Below are 13,790 nucleotides of genomic sequence, written 5' to 3' on the forward strand. Positions count from 1 at the left end.
GAGGGGAGTGGTGATTCGCATGCAGTCAGCGTACGACGGTCGCGGGGATGCCCCGCGACCGCGCCGCCCCTCTGCCCCTTGTTTCCCCGTTCGAAGTCAGTGCTCGCGGAACATCGGCCAACCGCTGCCCGGCAGCATGTGCGAGTGCAACGCGCCCTTCGCCGATTCCAGGGTCGGGTACGTGCCTGTCGCCGCATCGGACCCGGCCATGACGACGGTGTATCCCTCGTCGTCATGTCGGATGCTGCCGACGACGCCGTTCGTGCCGTACGCCACCCAGAGGGCCAGGGTCTTGGTAGTGCTCATCATCGAACCCCTTCCGTTGCGGGTGACCCTACGCCCCGGCGCACCGGAATACCAGCCCCTGACGCGGAGTCTTGGCGGCATTCGCCACATGGCGCCGGTGATGCGGGGCCAGTTGTGCATCGCAAACGGATGATCCGGATGCGGAACTGGCCCCGCCGGGACGCCGGATGCGGAACTGGCCCCGCCTGCGGGCGTGGGAGGGGCGGGGCGGGACGCAGAGATGTGCGAGCGTCAGCGACGGGATGCCATCGCGCGACGGATGCGGTCCATCAGCGGTCGCCCGTCGTCCAGGTCGAGCTGAGTCACGCGGATGACGATCCAGCCGAGGTCCTCGAGATCTCGCTGCCGCTGGATGTCGCGGCGCCACTGATCGCGACTCGTGCGGTGGCCGTCGCCCTCGTACTCGATCGAGATCCTGAGGTCGGGATAGGCCATGTCGCTGCGCGCGATGAGGAGCCCGTTCTCGTGGATCTCGTACTGCACGACGGGTTCAGGAAGACCTCCCGCGACGATGAGCAACCGCGTCTCGGTCTCCTTGGGCGATTCCACTCCTTCGCGCGCACGGGACAGCGCGTCACGGACTCGTCGAGAGCCGGGGAAGCGGCCCCAGGCCTGCAGGCGCTGTTCGATGTCGGTCTCTGTCAGGGAGGGCGCCCCTGACGCAGCCCGGGATAGTTGTCGGCCGTGCTCAGCACTGCGTCGAGGGCGATGACCACATGGTCGTCGGTCATCGTCGCGGCGCACATGAACAGAGCCGCGGCCGGATCGACGACCGGAATTCCACCGATTCGCCAGGGATGGGCCCGTCCCTCTGCCAGGCGTCGGCCGGTGACGCCGCGGCGGCGGACGCGCGCCGAACCCGTCGTCACGACCACGAGGATCGCTGTCTCGACGTTCCAGATGCCGGGATGCGGATACCCCCACACCCGCATCGCCGTCTCCCCGCCGATGAGCTGACCACGGTGCAGGAGGGGCGCGAGGGCGACGACGCGATCGAGTGGTGTCTCCACAGCGGTGACCGAACGCACCCCGCGGAAGGGCCTGTCGAGATCGCGCGCGGATGCGCGACCCCGACCGACACCTGCGGCCGCGGCCTGCCGCACGGAGAAATGGCGCCCGAGTTCGTCGGGCAGGAGTATCCGATGGCGCATCCCATCAGGCTCGCTGGTCGGATGCGTCTTCCTGGCCTGATGACCGCGAGATCCCGAGAGATGTGGACAAGTCGCGCCTGTGGACAGATTGAGCGCCGCGTTCTTCCGGCGTGGGGCGGGGCCACTTCTGTATCCGGTGCCGCGAGCGGGGCCAGTTCTGCATCGGGTGCCGCGAGCGGGGCCAGTTCCGCGTCCGGCGCCGCGAGTGGGGCCACTTCTGCATCGGGTGCCGCGAGCGGGGCCACTTCTGCATCTGAAACCGGCGTTTCGGATGCACAAGTGGCTCCGCCTGGCGGCGGGATGCGGAAGTGGCCCCGCTCGCGTGCGCGAGCGCGCGCGGCGACAAGCGCGCGGCGACCGGCGCCTACAGCGCGGCGCCCGCGGCGCCTACAGGGCGGCGGCGATGAGCTCGAGCGTCTGGGCGCGGCCGGCGGCGGCGTCACGAGGCTCGGACTCGTATGCACCGGCGACGGGCGACAGCATGACCTCGTCGACGCCGTACTTCTCGGCGAACGCGCGCACCTCGGCGGCGACCGACTCGCCTGTGCCGACGAACCAGCGCGAGCGGGCGGCTTCGACGACCTGGTCGGTCGCGGCATCCGATTCTGCGGCGAGGGCCTCTTCGACGGTCTCGAGTGCGATGAGCGGCTTGTTGAGGCGCAGGCGCGACATCATGCGCAGCTGCGGAAGGGCGCGCGCCTCGGCCTCTTCCTGTGTCGGCGCGGCGACGACGTTGACCGTGAGGAACGTCCGCGGCTCGGGGTGCTCTTCGCTCGGCTGGTAGCCGGTGCGGTAGAGGTCGAGTGCGCGTTCGAGGCCCTGTCCCGAGAAGTGGTTGGCGAAGACGTAGGGCAGGCCGTGGGATGCCGCGAGCTGCGCCGAGTAGTCGCTCGATCCGAGCAGCCACACCTCGGGGCTTCCGGTGGCGGCCGGGGTCGCGTGCACCGTGTACTCGCCACCCGAGGTGAATCGCACGGTGGCGCCCTCGCCCGAGATGAGTGCGGCGATGTCCTGCACGTTGCGCGGGAACTGCTCGACGTCGCTGGTCGTGCCCGATCCACGCAGCAGCTGGGTGATGACGGGGTCGCTGCCGGGGGCGCGACCGAGGCCGAGGTCGATGCGTCCGGGCGCGATGGCCTCGAGGGCGGCGAACTGCTCGGCGACGATGAGCGGTGCGTGGTTGGGGAGCATCACTCCGCCGGATCCCAGACGGATCTGCGTCGTGCGCATCGCGGCGGCGGCGATCAGCACCGGGGAGTGGTGGATGCCACGGCCGGCATGTTGTGGTGCTCGGCGAACCAGTAGCGGCGGTAGCCGAGCCGGTCGGCGGTCGCGGCGAGATCGAGGGAGGAGGAGATCGCCTCGGCACTGGTCTGGCCGGTGCGAACCGGGACGAGGTCGAGGACGGAGAGCGCGGTGGAAGTCATCCCCGAATGCAACGGCGGGGGCGGGCGGGGCATTCCCGTCCGCCCCATCGTCGCCGGTGCGTCTCAGGCAGCGACGAGACCTGCGGATGCCGAGGGCGTGAACTCCTCGGTGAGCGCGCGTCGCGTGAGGTGATAGCGGATGTGCCAGGCGGCGCTGAAGCTCTGCTCGGGAAGCTGGGCGAGGGCCGTTCGGTCATCGGGGCCGAGGCCGTCGCGGGCTGCTTCGCGGAGCAGGTCGTCTCGTGTCGCCGGGTACTCCATGCCGCGGAGGAACCGGTCGAGAGCAGAAGAGGTGCGCATGGGATCGTCCTTTCCGAAGGGAGAGCGGGGTGGGCCGGGGTGTGCGCCCCGGCCCACCGAAGGGTCAGGCGGTGATCGACTGTCGGTTGTCGCTCGACTCGACCTCGATCTTGCGGGGCTTCGCGCGCTCGCTGACCGGGATGATCACCGAGAGCACGCCGCTCTCGTACGAGGCGCTGATCGCGTCGAGGTCGACGCCGTCGCCGAGCGAGAACTGGCGGAGGAACGAGCCAGCCCCGCGTTCGCGTGCGAGCCAGCGGACGCCTTCGCGACCGTCGGCCGTGCGCTGCGCGCGGATAGTGAGCTGTCCGCCGTCGAGGTCGACGTCGATCGAGCCCGGATCGATGCCGGGGAGGTCGGCGTGCAGGATGTACCTGTCGCCGTCGCGGTAGAGGTCCACCGGCATGAGACGCGGTGCGCGGACGGAGTCCAGCACGCTCGCAGCGAAGCGGTCGAGCTGACTGAACGGATCGAAGGACATGGCCATGAGTGTCTCCTTTCGTGTGGCCCGAGCGGGCGTTCTTCGGTGCAGATTATCTGCAACCATTGCTATAGATTTTTTATAGAACAACGCGAGATAGAATGCAAGTGCGTCGAGAAGGAGGTGCCCATGGGTGATCGTGATCCGAGCATGCCGGTCTACGGCATCGCCGTCGCCGCGCAGCTCAGCGGGGTCCCCGAGGCCAGCCTCCGACTCTTCGAGGCGAAGGGGCTGGTCACGCCCGCGCGCAGCGAGGGCGGCACGCGCCGCTACAGCGACGACGACCTCGAGCGCATCCGCCGGGTGACCGGGCTGCGCGTCGAGGGGATCAACATCGTCGGCATCCGTCGCGTGCTCGATCTGGAGGACGAGAACGCCGGCCTCCGCGACGAGCTCGCCGACGATCGCCCCTGATCCGCGGCCCGCTGCGCCCCGTGACCGACGCGGCTGCGCCCCGCGACCGACGCGGGAGGGCAGTACTTTAGGGGCATGGATGCCGAGATCTTCTACGTGCTCGTCGGTGCTGTCGTGGTGGCCGCGATCGCCCGATGGCGCGGCTGGCCGGCGCCGCTCCTCGTCACTGTCGTGGCGCTCGCGGCATCCTTCCTGCCCTTCGTGCCGGATGTCGAGATCGACGGCCATCTGCTGCTGAACCTCGTGCTGCCGCCGCTGCTCTATTCGGCGGCCCTGGACGTCTCGTTCGTCGGCTTCAAGCGCAGCCTCCCGCAGATCCGACGGCTCGGCATCTGGCTCGTGCTGCTCACGGCGCTCGCGGTGGGGTTCGTGGCCTGGTGGATCATGCCGTCGCTGACCCTGCCGGGCGCCCTGCTGCTCGGCGCGATCGTGGCGCCGCCGGATGCGGTGTCGGCCGCCGCGATCGGCCGCAAGCTCGGTCTGCCGCGCCGCATCATGACGGTGCTCTCGGGCGAGAGTCTGATCAACGATGCGACCTCGTTGACGCTGTACCGCGTGTTCGCGGCGATCCTCGCGGGCGCGACCGTCTCGGTGTGGGGCGGCGTGGGACAGTTCCTGCTGGCCGTCGCCGTGGGTGTCGCGATCGGACTCGTCTTCGGCATCCTGCTGCATCAGCTCCGCATGAGGATCAACGATGCGGTCGTGATCGGGACCTTCGGACTGCTCGCACCGTTCGGCGCCTATGCGATCGCCGAGCACCTGCTGGGTTCCGGAGTGCTCGCGGTCGTCGCGATGGGCCTGTACGTCGGATACAACTCGCCTCGCACCGACTACACGACCCGCCAGCAGGAGAAGCCGCTCTGGCTGTCGGCGGATCTGCTGCTCGAGAGCTTCGTGTTCGCGTACATCGGTCTGCAGTTCCCCCGGGTGCTCCGCGACCTCGGCAGTGAGTCCGTCGAGCAGATCCTCGTGCTGTCGGGCATCGTGCTGCTGGTCGTGCTCGTGGTGCGTCCGCTCTACATCTATCCGACGAGCGCGTGGGCGAACTTCCAGGACCGCAAGCGCCTTCAGCGCTGGGATCGCGGCGTCGAGAACGGCGAGTTCGAGAAACGTCACGAGAAGTCCCGGCGGTGGGGGCAGTTCACGGCCGACGAGCTGCGCACGCACATCGTGCGCGACCAGATGGCCGGGCTGCAGCTGACCTGGAAGGACAGCGCGGTGATCTCATGGGCCGGTATGCGCGGCGTCGTGACGCTCGCGATCGCTCTCGCGGCCGCCGATCTCGCGACGCTCGACGAGGAGGCCTCGCACGCGATCGTCGTGGTGGCGTTCGTGGTGACCGTGGGCACGCTGCTGCTGCAGGGACTCACGCTGCCGATGCTGATCCGCCGCCTCGGGATCGAGGGAGACGTCGATCACGATGACGACCAGCGTGCGCTCGCCGCGGTGCGGGAGAAGAGCCGAGAGGCCGGCAAGGCGTTCCTGGCCGAGAAGCGCGTCGAGTGGGAGGCCAAGTACGGCGAGGTCGACCTGGGAGTGTTCGATGCGTTCACGAAGCGCATGACCCGCGTCGAGAAGGACACCGACGACGCGCAGCAGGTCGAGGATGCCGCAGCTCGCCCGTCCTTCGATGACCTGGCTGCCCTGAGTCGGGGATGGCTGCAGGTGCGCCGTGACATCCTGCTCGCGGAGAGGGACGCGGGCAACCTCGATGAAGAGCTCATGCGCGAGCTGATGACGGCGATGGATGCCGAGGAGCTCGCGCTCGACACCCGCGGTGCCACCCGCCAGCAGGGTCGCGCATAGCGGGAGACGGACGAGCGCCCCGCCCCGGAAGGGACGAGGCGCTCGGGCGGTGACGGAGAGAGGTCAGCGGGTGCTGGCCGGCTCGGTCTCGGATGCCGCGGCATCCTCCTCGGGTGCGTCGTCGTCGGCCGAGTCGTCGGCGAACGGCAGGCCCTCGCGGGGCGCGTTGTAGAGCTCCTCGTCGAGGATCCCCTCGCGCTTGGCGACGATGGTGGGCACGAGCGCCTGGCCCGCGACGTTGACCGCGGTGCGGCCCATGTCGAGGATCGGGTCGATCGCGAGCAGCAGGCCGACGCCCTCGAGCGGCAGGCCGAGCGTCGACAGCGTCAGGGTGAGCATCACGGTCGCGCCCGTGGTGCCCGCGGTGGCTGCCGAGCCGACGACCGAGACGAGCACGATCAGCAGGTACTGCACGAGGGTGAGTTCGATGCCGAAGAACTGCGCGACGAAGATCGCGGCGATGGCCGGATAGATGGCGGCGCAGCCGTCCATCTTGGTGGTCGCGCCGAACGGCACGGCGAAGGAGGCGTACGAGCGGGGAACGCCGAGGTTGCGCTCGGTCACGCGCTCGGTGAGGGGCAGGGTGCCGATCGACGAGCGGCTGACGAACGCCAGCTGCACGGCGGGCCAGACGCCCGAGAAGTACTGCCTGATCGACAGGCCGTTGGTCTTCACGAGCACCGGGTAGACGACGAAGAGCACCAGAGCGAGACCGATGTACACGGCGATCGCGAACCAGCCGAGCGAGGCGAGCTTCTCCCAGCCGTACTCGACGACTGCGGCGCCGATCAGGCCGAAGGTGCCGATGGGGGCGATGCGGATGATCCACCACAGCACGCGCTGGATGACCTTGAGCAGCGACTCCGTGAACGCGAGGAAGGGCTCGGCCTTCTTGCCGGCCTTGAGCGCCGCGATGCCGACGGCGACCGCGATCACGATGACCTGCAGGATGTTGAAGTTGACGCTCGAGGAGAACGTGCCCTCGGTCGCGCCGGGGTTGGTGCTGACGCTGAGGCCGAGGAAGTTCTGCGGGATCAGACCGAGCAGGAAGTTCCACCAGGTGCCCACGGTGTAGGGGGCGCTCGGGGCGAGGTCGTCGCCGGCGCGCGACCCGGGCTGGATCACGAGTCCGAGCACGATGCCGATGCTCACGGCGATGAACGCGGTGATCGCGAACCACAGCAGCGTCTGGCCGGCCAGGCGTGCGGCGTTCTGCACCCGCCGCAGGTTCGAGATGCTCGCCACGATCGCGGTGAAGATCAGCGGCACGACGGCCGTGCGCAGCAGCGTGACGTACGAGCTGCCGATCGTGTCGAGGGTGGCCGAGAGGCCGTTCGGCTCGTCGCCGGTCGCTCCGAGCTGACGGGCGATCAGGCCGGCGGCGATGCCGAGGACGAGTGCGGCGAGGATCTGGAAGCCGAACGACGTCAGCAGCTTCCGGACGGGACCGCGGGTGTCTGGCGCCTTCGTGGCGCGGACGGTGGTGCTCATTGGATCGGGGACTCCAGAATCGGTGCGCGCCGTGTGCGCGCTATCCGTCCACGCTAGGAGCCGCGCCCGCGACCGGAGGCGGAGATGACGAAGGATGACGGATGCCGCAGCATCCGTCATCCTTCGTGGTCGGCCCGGGGGTCAGCCCGCGCACTTCTCCAGGTTGTCGGTGAGGATCTGCGTGGTGAGTGCCTTGTCCTCTTCGCTGGACTGCTTGTCCTCGCCGTTGGCGATGTAGGTGAGGGTCTCGTTGCTCAGGTCGGAGTCGACGAGGGCGTCGGCGAAGCAGGTCGCGACGTCGTCCGTCACGACATCACCGAGTCCCTGCTCTTCGTAGACCTTCTGGATGCCGTCGGCGACGTCGTCGACCGCGGGGCGGGACGTTCCCCCGCAGGCGGCCAGCGAGAAGGCGAGTGCGGCGATGGGCAGAGCCATGAGGATGCGGGAGGGTGTGCGCAGGTTCCGGTCGTTGAGCTTCATGCCGTCAACGCTATCGACCCACAGGAGAATCATAGAAGGGGTTGCGCTGAGTATGCCGTCCGTGATGCTGTCCCGCGGCCGTCACCCGAGGGCGGTCATCGAAACAGGAGCCCCCATCGCGGTCCCCCTACGCGAGCACCAGCAGGTCGCCGACCTCGCAGTCGAGCGCGTCGCAGATCGCGCGCAGGGTCGAGTACCGGATCGCCCGCGCGCGGTCGTTCTTGAGCACCGACAGGTTGACGATGCTCACCCCGACGCGTGCGCTCAGCTCGGTCAGCGTCAGCCCCCGCTCGGCGAGCAGCTCGTCGAGCCGGCAGTGGATGCCGGTGAGCTCGTCGTCGTTCTCCGCCGGGCTCATACGAGACCCCGAGTCTCATCCTCGAGGGTCGCGTTCGTGCGCTGCAGGCGGATGCCCTGACGGAACGCTGCTGCGATGAGGCCCACCGCGACGCCGGTCGCGAAGATCGGGACGATGGACCAGAAATCGATCGGATGCACCGGCTCGCCCGTGCCGATGCCCACCGCAGCGGACACCCCGTTCAGCCCCAGTTTCTCGAGCAGCACGATGAACATCGGAGCGAGCACGAGGGTCCAGCCGATCGCGTCGAAGGCCCGTGCGTTGCTCCGCACGAAGAAGCGTCCGCGGAGGAAGTTCCAGGCGACGAGCATCACGCCGACGATGACGATCAGCGGGGCGAGCGCCCAGAGGACGAGAGAGCCGATGATCGCTGCGGTCGAAGCGGCGTCCACCCCGGTGGCGAACACCATCGCCTCCTGAGCGATCCCCTCGACCGACGCGGCTCCTGAGCCGACGGTCGCGTCGATCGGCTGCTCGTCGATCGGAATGGACCACGCGATACCTTGATCTCGGAAGGTCCCGAGCACCCGGAACACGGTGCTGATCGACGTGACCAGCAGAGCGGCTGCGCCGAAGAGGATCACGGTGATCGCATCCGCGGTCTGCGAACGTGTCGCGGTGGTCGTGCTCATCATCAGACGAGCCCGTCCGTGTCGCGCTGCAGCCGGTCGCCGATCACGAAGACCGTGCTGATGAGGGCGATGACGAACGCCCCGAGGACGAACGTGAACGGCTCGACGCTGATCACGGCGTTGTCCACCCCGTTGTCGGTGATCCTGGCGACCGTCGCGTTGGCCAGCATGTTGTCGAAGAAGCGCACGGTGGCGAACCCGACCAGGCCGGCGATCCCGGCGGTCGCGACGAGAGCTGTGTTGCGGCGGCTGAACACGCGGCCGGTCAGCACGCTCCGCGCCAGCAGGATCAGGCATCCGATGACGAGGACGATCGTGAGGATCTGCGCGACCTGCCCGATGATGCCGGGCACGGCGGCGATCGCCGGAAGCTGCGGGGCGGTGATGATCGCACTGTCGAGACCGACCGTGATGGAGTCGCCGGTGTTGAGGGGCAGCTCGACAGGCGCCGTCGAGCCGACGAACTCGACCAGCACGGGCACGTCGACCCCGCGAGCCAGTTCGATGATGCGGATGATCGAGAACACCGTGATGTAGGCGGCGATCAGTGCTCCTGCGACGCAGAAGCCGATCAGGGCTCCGGAATCGCCGCGAGAGATCGTGCGGTCCTTCGTCGAGGTCATCGTCCACTCCTTATCGAGAGTCGTTATTACCGATAATCGTTAACATAACGACTGTCGATAAGTCCGTCAACCCCGGTGGTCCAGGAGACGCGTCACCGGCGGTCACGGCACTATGCCGACGGCGAACACGGGCATACTGCCTGCGCACGGTGGTTACTCTCGATGTACAAGCGCTTCACGCGTCTTCGCCAGTGTCGAACAACACGTGCGAATAAGGAGTCACAGCATGTTCGAGAGATTCACGGACCGAGCCCGTCGAGTGGTCGTCCTCGCCCAAGAAGAGGCGAAGATGCTCAACCACAACTACATCGGCACTGAGCACATCCTGCTCGGCCTCATCCACGAGGGTGAGGGTGTCGCAGCCAAGGCGCTCGAAAGCCTCGGCATCTCCCTTGACGCCGTCCGCGAGCAGGTGCAGGACATCATCGGTCAGGGCCAGCAGCAGCCCACCGGTCACATCCCGTTCACGCCGCGCGCCAAGAAGGTGCTCGAGCTCAGCCTCCGCGAGGCCCTGCAGCTCGGTCACAACTACATCGGAACCGAGCACATCCTGCTCGGCCTCATCCGCGAGGGCGAGGGTGTCGCAGCCCAGGTCCTCGTCAAGCTCGGCGCCGACCTGAACAAGGTCCGCCAGCAGGTCATCCAGCTGCTCTCGGGTGCCCCCGGACGCGAGCCGGCAGCCGTCGGCGCGCAGTCGAACGACACCCCGAGCGCCCAGGGCGGCTCGCAGGTGCTCGACCAGTTCGGCCGCAACCTCACGCAGGCCGCGCGCGACAACAAGCTCGACCCGGTCATCGGGCGCGAGAAGGAGATCGAGCGGGTCATGCAGATCCTGTCTCGCCGCTCCAAGAACAACCCCGTCCTGATCGGCGAGCCCGGCGTCGGCAAGACCGCCGTCGTCGAGGGCCTCGCTCAGGCGATCGTCAAGGGCGATGTGCCCGAGACGCTGAAGGACAAGCAGCTCTACTCGCTCGACCTCGGCTCGCTCATCGCCGGTTCCCGCTACCGCGGTGACTTCGAAGAGCGTCTCAAGAAGGTCACCAAGGAGATCCGCACGCGCGGCGACATCATCGTCTTCATCGACGAGATCCACACCCTCGTGGGTGCGGGTGCCGCCGAGGGCGCGATCGACGCGGCCAGCATCCTCAAGCCGCTCCTCGCTCGTGGCGAGCTCCAGACCATCGGCGCCACCACCCTCGACGAGTACCGCAAGCACTTCGAGAAGGATGCCGCTCTCGAGCGCCGCTTCCAGTCGATCCAGGTGAACGAGCCGAGCCTCCCTCACACGATCAACATCCTCAAGGGGCTGCGCGACCGGTACGAGGCGCACCACAAGGTGCAGATCACCGACGGCGCGATCGTCGCGGCATCGAACCTCGCCGACCGCTACGTGTCGGACCGCTTCCTGCCCGACAAGGCCATCGACCTGATCGACGAGGCCGGCGCACGCCTGCGCCTCAGCATCCTGTCGAGCCCGCCCGAGCTGCGCGAATTCGACGAGAAGATCGCTAAGGTCCGCGAGCAGAAGGAAGTCGCGTCCGAGGACCAGGACTTCGAGAAGGCCGCATCGCTGCGCGACGAGGAGAAGAGCCTCCTCGCCGAGCGCCTGCGCCTCGAGAAGCAGTGGCGTTCGGGTGACGTCGCGACCGCTGCGGTCGTCGACGAGGGCCTGATCGCCGAGGTGCTCGCACAGGCCACCGGCATCCCGGTCTTCAAGCTGACGGAAGAGGAGTCCTCGCGACTCGTCTTCATGGAGAAGGCGCTGCACCAGCGCGTCATCGGTCAGGAAGAGGCCATCGCGGCGCTCTCCAAGACGATCCGCCGTCAGCGCGCCGGCCTCAAGGACCCGAAGCGTCCCTCGGGCTCGTTCATCTTCGCCGGCCCCACGGGTGTCGGAAAGACCGAGCTCGCCAAGGCGCTCGCCGAGTTCCTGTTCGACGACGAAGCGGCTCTCATCTCGCTCGACATGAGCGAGTTCGGTGAGAAGCACACCGTCTCGCGTCTGTTCGGTGCCCCTCCCGGGTTCGTCGGATTCGAAGAGGGTGGCCAGCTCACCGAGAAGGTGCGCCGCAAGCCGTTCAGCGTGGTGCTGTTCGACGAGATCGAGAAGGCCCACCCGGACATCTTCAACTCGCTGCTGCAGATCCTCGAAGAGGGTCGCCTGACCGATGGTCAGGGCCGCGTGATCGACTTCAAGAACACCGTCATCATCATGACCACCAACCTCGGTGCGCGTGACATCGCCGGTGGTCCGGTCGGATTCCAGATCGAGGGCGTCAACTCGACGAACTACGAGCGGATGAAGGGCAAGGTCAACGAAGAGCTCAAGCGCAACTTCAAGCCCGAGTTCCTCAACCGTGTCGACGACATCATCGTGTTCCCGCAGCTGTCGAAGGAGGAGCTGGTGCAGATCGTCGATCTGTTCACGAAGCGCCTCGGCGAGCGTCTGCTCGACCGCGACATGACGATCGAGCTCTCGCAGGCCGCCAAGGAGCGTCTCATCGAGATCGGGTTCGACCCGGCGCTCGGTGCCCGTCCGCTGCGTCGCGCGATGCAGCACGAGGTCGAGGACCGTCTGTCCGAGAAGATCCTGCACGGCGAGCTGAACCCCGGCGACCACGTGAAGGTCGACGCGAAGGACGGCGAGTTCCTCTTCGAGCACGGTCCCCGTGGCGAGAAGGTCGCGGTCGGCGTCAACACCGGTGGAGCGATCTCCGGCACCCCCGACCTGGCGGTCGCCAGCGGGGAGTGACCTGATCACAGAAGGGGCGGATGCTGCGGCATCCGCCCCTTCTGCGTGTACGGGGGACTCCAGCACTCCGGCATTCCGGGCTCGCTCAGGGTCTGGGGAGGTGACGGGTTCTAGGCTTGACGGTGTGAGCGAGTACATCGTCCGGCCTGCGCGCAGCGCCGACATCATCGGCATCCGAAACCTCCTGCAGCCGATGGTCGAGCAGCGCATCCTGCTCGGCAAGGATCTCGCTGTGCTCTACGGCGCCGTGCAGGAGTTCGTCGTGGCCGAAGCCGACGGCGAGCTGATCGGATGCGGTGCGCTGCACGTCTTCTGGGAGGACCTCGGCGAGGTGCGCACCCTCATGGTCCGCGGGGACTGGCTGCACCACGGCGTCGGCGGCGCGATCGTCGGCGCGCTCGAAGAGCAGGCTCGCGAGCTCGGGCTCAGCCGACTGTTCTGCCTGACCTTCGAGGTCGACTTCTTCGGCCGCCGCGGATACTCGATCATCGGCGAACAGGTCGTCGACCCCGACGTGTACTCTCAGCTGCTGCGCAGCGGCGATGCGGGTGTCGAGGAGTTCCTCGATCTCGCGCATGTCAAGCCGAACACGCTCGGCAACACCAGGATGCTGAAGAGCCTCAACTAACCTGAATCAATGCCTCGCCACTCCGCCGCCGTCTATCGTCGCCGACGATTGGTGACCCTCGTCGCGGCGATCCTGCTCGTCGCCGTCATCGGCGCCGCGGTGTGGCTGCTCCTGGCACGCCCGTGGGCCAGCGCCGCCGAGGCGATGCCCTCGCCGAGTGCCTCGGCCTCGGGATCCCCGTCGCCGGATGCCACGACCTCAGAATCGCCCGCAGCCGAGTCGCCGTCTCCTGAGCCGTCGGCCGATGAGACGCCCGGGATCGTCGCGTGCGAGGCCAAGGACGTCGAGGTGGCTGCCGTGACGGATGCCGATTCGTACGATCCCGGGGTGCTGCCGCAGCTGTCGATCTCGCTGACGAACCGCGGGTCGACCGACTGCGCGATCGACGTGGGGTCGACGACTCAGCGGATGACGGTGTCGAGCGGCACCGATGTCTGGTGGACGTCGACCGACTGCCAGGAGAACCCGAGCAGCATGGTCGCCACGCTCACCGCCGGCGCGACTGTGACGAGCAAGGTGCCGGTCACCTGGGACCGCACGCGGTCGAGCGTCGAGACGTGCGCGGACGAGAATCGGCCGCGAGCTCCCGGCGGCGGAGCGTCGTATCACGTCGCTGTCGAGATCGGCGGCTTCAAGGGCACGACGACGAAGCAGATCCTCCTGTACTGAGGCAAAAACTAGCCAAAGGTCTTGAATACAGTCCTGCACTCAGTTTCGGGTGACACTGCTGTTTCTTTGGGATACCATTGGAGTGACCCTCGCAGACTTGCGGCGCATGCCATCCCCAGTGGCGTCGAGCACAGCGTCCCCAGCGCTTCGACATGCCGCCCGAGGGTCCGTGGGCCCTCTCGAGTACCCCAGTCCCCAATGGATGACTCGAGAGGGCCCCTTTCTTCTCCCGGCTCGGTTTCGGACCGCGCTGCGGCATCCGCTGAATATGC

At 67.8% G+C, this 13,790-nt stretch carries 15 protein-coding genes and 1 pseudogene; 5 read left to right on the plus strand and 11 right to left on the minus strand.

Annotated elements, in window-relative coordinates; all coding sequences use genetic code 11:
* Nucleotides 1-96 precede the first annotated feature (96 nt).
* The 6 genes and pseudogenes from ACZZ93_RS14040 to ACZZ93_RS14065 all read right to left on the minus strand — a co-directional run bounded on the left by ACZZ93_RS14040 (nucleotide 97) and on the right by ACZZ93_RS14065 (nucleotide 3,671).
* The gene (locus ACZZ93_RS14040; protein ID WP_053099248.1) at nucleotides 97-306 is read right to left on the minus strand and encodes a hypothetical protein; all 210 of its coding nucleotides are present in this window, start codon (nucleotides 304-306) and stop codon (nucleotides 97-99) included.
* Between the two features lie 231 nt (nucleotides 307-537).
* Nucleotides 538-855 (minus strand): hypothetical protein, encoded by a 318-nt coding sequence (locus ACZZ93_RS14045; RefSeq protein ID WP_463511357.1) that lies wholly within the window; start codon nucleotides 853-855, stop codon nucleotides 538-540.
* A gap of 92 nt (nucleotides 856-947) precedes the next feature.
* On the minus strand, nucleotides 948-1,457 hold the full coding sequence (locus ACZZ93_RS14050) for a hypothetical protein (protein WP_463511358.1): 510 nt from the start codon (nucleotides 1,455-1,457) through the stop codon (nucleotides 948-950).
* Between the two features lie 387 nt (nucleotides 1,458-1,844).
* A pseudogene (locus tag ACZZ93_RS14055) lies at nucleotides 1,845-2,884 on the minus strand (LLM class flavin-dependent oxidoreductase).
* A 63-nt stretch (nucleotides 2,885-2,947) separates the two neighbouring features.
* The gene (locus ACZZ93_RS14060; protein WP_463511359.1) at nucleotides 2,948-3,184 is read right to left on the minus strand and encodes a DUF2795 domain-containing protein; all 237 of its coding nucleotides are present in this window, start codon (nucleotides 3,182-3,184) and stop codon (nucleotides 2,948-2,950) included.
* Between the two features lie 64 nt (nucleotides 3,185-3,248).
* The gene (locus ACZZ93_RS14065; protein WP_053097741.1) at nucleotides 3,249-3,671 is read right to left on the minus strand and encodes an Hsp20/alpha crystallin family protein; all 423 of its coding nucleotides are present in this window, start codon (nucleotides 3,669-3,671) and stop codon (nucleotides 3,249-3,251) included.
* Between the two features lie 123 nt (nucleotides 3,672-3,794).
* Between ACZZ93_RS14065 and ACZZ93_RS14070 the strand changes: the two genes are divergently transcribed.
* Nucleotides 3,795-4,079, plus strand: a complete 285-nt coding sequence (locus tag ACZZ93_RS14070; protein WP_053097740.1) for a MerR family transcriptional regulator — start codon at nucleotides 3,795-3,797, stop codon at nucleotides 4,077-4,079.
* 75 nt (nucleotides 4,080-4,154) lie between these two features.
* Entirely contained in the window at nucleotides 4,155-5,885 is a 1,731-nt protein-coding gene (locus ACZZ93_RS14075) for a cation:proton antiporter (RefSeq protein ID WP_053097739.1), read from the plus strand.
* A gap of 63 nt (nucleotides 5,886-5,948) precedes the next feature.
* Here the strand turns inward: ACZZ93_RS14075 and ACZZ93_RS14080 are convergent, their stop codons facing one another.
* The 5 genes from ACZZ93_RS14080 to ACZZ93_RS14100 form a co-directional block, all read right to left on the minus strand.
* Nucleotides 5,949-7,376: a dicarboxylate/amino acid:cation symporter gene (locus tag ACZZ93_RS14080; protein ID WP_072591880.1), complete on the minus strand. Its 1,428-nt coding sequence runs from the start codon at nucleotides 7,374-7,376 to the stop codon at nucleotides 5,949-5,951.
* Nucleotides 7,377-7,517: 141 nt separating this feature from the next.
* Nucleotides 7,518-7,856 (minus strand): hypothetical protein, encoded by a 339-nt coding sequence (locus ACZZ93_RS14085; protein WP_053097737.1) that lies wholly within the window; start codon nucleotides 7,854-7,856, stop codon nucleotides 7,518-7,520.
* Nucleotides 7,857-7,983: 127 nt separating this feature from the next.
* Nucleotides 7,984-8,214: a helix-turn-helix domain-containing protein gene (locus ACZZ93_RS14090; protein WP_400341424.1), complete on the minus strand. Its 231-nt coding sequence runs from the start codon at nucleotides 8,212-8,214 to the stop codon at nucleotides 7,984-7,986.
* A complete protein-coding gene (locus tag ACZZ93_RS14095) occupies nucleotides 8,211-8,846 on the minus strand; it encodes a hypothetical protein (protein WP_463511360.1) in 636 nt (211 codons plus the stop codon). The genes ACZZ93_RS14090 and ACZZ93_RS14095 overlap by 4 nt, the downstream gene beginning before the upstream one ends.
* A 2-nt stretch (nucleotides 8,847-8,848) precedes the next feature.
* On the minus strand, nucleotides 8,849-9,469 hold the full coding sequence (locus ACZZ93_RS14100) for a hypothetical protein (RefSeq protein ID WP_463511361.1): 621 nt from the start codon (nucleotides 9,467-9,469) through the stop codon (nucleotides 8,849-8,851).
* A 226-nt stretch (nucleotides 9,470-9,695) separates the two neighbouring features.
* On the opposite strand from ACZZ93_RS14100, the gene ACZZ93_RS14105 reads away from it, so the two are divergent.
* The 3 genes from ACZZ93_RS14105 to ACZZ93_RS14115 all read left to right on the plus strand — a co-directional run bounded on the left by ACZZ93_RS14105 (nucleotide 9,696) and on the right by ACZZ93_RS14115 (nucleotide 13,518).
* Nucleotides 9,696-12,221, plus strand: a complete 2,526-nt coding sequence (locus ACZZ93_RS14105; RefSeq protein WP_053097733.1) for an ATP-dependent Clp protease ATP-binding subunit — start codon at nucleotides 9,696-9,698, stop codon at nucleotides 12,219-12,221.
* Between the two features lie 124 nt (nucleotides 12,222-12,345).
* Nucleotides 12,346-12,849, plus strand: a complete 504-nt coding sequence (locus tag ACZZ93_RS14110) for an amino-acid N-acetyltransferase (RefSeq protein WP_042539928.1) — start codon at nucleotides 12,346-12,348, stop codon at nucleotides 12,847-12,849.
* A gap of 9 nt (nucleotides 12,850-12,858) precedes the next feature.
* Nucleotides 12,859-13,518, plus strand: coding sequence for a hypothetical protein (locus tag ACZZ93_RS14115; RefSeq protein ID WP_394194451.1), 660 nt, complete (start codon nucleotides 12,859-12,861; stop codon nucleotides 13,516-13,518).
* Nucleotides 13,519-13,790 lie beyond the last annotated feature (272 nt).

The sequence above is a fragment of the Microbacterium sp. AC026 genome, assembly GCF_979258475.1.